The organism is Streptomyces sp. TRM64462 (assembly GCF_013362995.1).
In the GTDB taxonomy this organism is placed as follows: Bacteria; Actinomycetota; Actinomycetes; order Streptomycetales; family Streptomycetaceae; genus Streptomyces.
Genome location: NZ_JABWDV010000385.1, coordinates 1 through 2,622 on the forward strand (window position 1 = coordinate 1; position 2,622 = coordinate 2,622).

A 2,622-nucleotide genomic window follows, 5' to 3' on the forward strand; every position below is an offset into this window, starting at 1 on the left:
GCGCCCAGCTCCTTCAGTTCGGCGGCGAGGGCGTCCGCGCCTTCGGCGGCGGGGCCGCGTCGGCTGGTGAGGACGAGGGAGGTCACGCCGTGGGCGGTGACGAGGTGGCGGGCGAACAGGGCGCCGAGGGAGCCGGTGCCTCCGGTGATGAGGACGGTGCCGTCCGGACGGAAGACCTCCAGCTCTCCGGTGGCGGTCGTGCTGCCCCGGGTGAGGCGCGGCACGGTCAGGGCGCCGTCCGTGAGCGCGAACTGCGGTTCCCCGGTGGCGACGGCCGCCGCCAGGGCCTGCTCGGAGGCGTCGGTGCCGTCCAGTTCGGCGAGCACGACCCGGCCCGGGTACTCCAGCTGCGCCGTCCGCACCAGACCCCGCACGGCGGCCGACGCCGGGTCGGCGCCGTCCACGGTGACGACGAGCGCCCCGCCGTCCCGCGCCGGGTCCTCCAGGAACTCCTGTACGGCACCCAGCGCCCGCCCGGCCAGCTCCCGCACCCGCTGCGGCACGGCGGCGTCCGCCGCGCCCGCGACCACGTCGTACCGGGACCAGTCGGCCCCAGAGGCCGAACCACCCGTGCCCGCGCCGGTCGCCGGGAGCGGCACCCACTCCACCTGGAACAGCGCGTCACGCACCGCCCCGTCACCGGCGGCATCCGCACCGCCCAGCTGTGCGGCGTCCACCTCGCGGTACACCAGCGAGCCCACCGACACGACCGGGGCACCGGCCGGGTCGGCCGCCGTGACGGAGAACCCGTCCGCGCCCGCCGGGGCGATCCGTACCCGCAGCGCCGTGGCGCCCGTCGCGTGCAGCGCCACACCGTTCCACGCGAACGGCAGCCGCGTCCGGTCGTCGCCCGCCCGCGCCGGGGCGAACGCCGCCGCGTGCAGCGCCGAGTCCAGGAGCCCCGGGTGCAGCCCGAAGCCCTCGGCCGCCGCCTGGCCCGCCTCGTCGAGCGCGACCTCCGCGAACACCTCGTCGCCGCGCGTCCACACCGTACGCAGCCCCCGGAACAGCGGCCCGAAGGCGAAACCGCCGTCGGCCAGCCGCTCGTAGAACCCGTCGGCGTCGGCCTGCTCCGCCCCGGCGGGCGGCCACACGGCCAGCTCGGAGACGGCCGCCGGCGCACCCGCGTCCGAGATGAGCGAACCGCTCGCGTGCCGCGTCCACGGCGCGTCGGTCGCGGTGCCGTCCGTCGCGGCCCCGTCCGGCCGCGAGTACACGCCGAACGTGCGCCGCCCGTCCGCGTCGTCGCCCGACACGGTGACCTGGACGTGGACACCGCCCGTGGCCGGCACCACCAGCGGCGCCTCCACGACCAGCTCCTCCAGGCCCGTGCAGCCCGCCTCGTCACCGGCCCGTACGGCCATCTCCACCAGTGCCGTACCGGGCACGAGCACGGTGCCGGCGACGGTGTGCTCGGCCAGCCACGGGTGCGTGGCCAGGGACAGCCTGCCGGTGGCGAGGACCCCGCCGGAGTCCGGGAGCACCGACACGGCGGCGATCAGCGGGTGCTCCGCGTCGACCAGGCCCACGGACGTGACGTTCCCGGACGGCGCCGCCGCCTCCAGCCAGAAACGCTCGCGCTGGAACGCGTACGTCGGCAACTTCACGTGGTGCGACGGCTGTCCGGCCGCGCCCGGGCCGTGCAGCGCGTGCCGGTCGGTGCGGACACCTCGGACGTGCAGGGTGCCGAGCGCCGCCGCCGCGACCCGTACCTCGTCCTGCTTGCGCCGCTGGACCGGGACGACGGCGGCGGACTCGCCGCTGCCGCCCTCGGCGTCGAGGGTCTCCCGGGCCATGGCGGTGAGGACGGCGTCGGGGCCGATCTCCAGGAACGTGGTGGCGCCGAGCCCGGCGAGGGTGCGGACGCCGTCGGAGAACCGCACGGCCTCGCGGACGTGCCGCACCCAGTAGTCGGGCGTCAGCAGGTCGTCGCCGGCGAGCGCGCCGCTGACGTTGGACACGACCGGGATGGCCGGGGCACGGAACTCCAGCCCTTCGACCACGGCCCGGAACGCGTCGAGCATGGGGTCCATCAGCGGGGAGTGGAAGGCGTGCGAGACGGTGAGCCGCTTGGTGCGGTGCCCGGCCGTCTTCACCTTCTCGGCGACGGCCAGGACGGCGTCCTCTTCTCCCGAGATGACCACGGACGCGGGCCCGTTGACGGCCGCGACCGACACGCGGTCGTCCAGGCCCTCCAGGAGCGGCAGCACGTCGGCTTCCGGCGCGCCGAGGGCGACCATCGCTCCGCCTGCCGGAAGTGCCTGCATCAGCCGGCCGCGCGCGGTGATCAGCGCGGCGGCGTCGTCGAGCGTGAGCACGCCCGCGACGTGGGCGGCCGCGATCTCGCCGACGGAGTGCCCGGCGACGTAGTCGGGCCGTACGCCCCACGACTCGACGAGCCGGTACATGGCGACTTCGAAGGCGAAGAGCGCCGGCTGCGTCCACCCGGTCTCGTCCAGGCCTTCGCCGGACGCGATCGTGTCGGCCAGCGAACCGCCGTCCAGGTGGGCGTCGAGCGCCGCGCACACCTCTTCGAAGGCGTCCGCGAACACGGGGAACGCCTCGTACAGTTCACGTCCCATCCCGGCCCGCTGGGCACCCTGCCCGGTGAACAGGAACGCC

General features: G+C 76.0%; 1 protein-coding gene. It reads right to left on the reverse strand.

All coding sequences use genetic code 11. The features are described 5' to 3' along the window. A partial coding sequence (locus HTZ82_RS22035) for an acyltransferase domain-containing protein (RefSeq protein ID WP_254712029.1) occupies nucleotides 1-2,582 on the reverse strand: 2,582 nt, incomplete at its 3' end. Nucleotides 2,583-2,622: the final 40 nt, after the last annotated feature.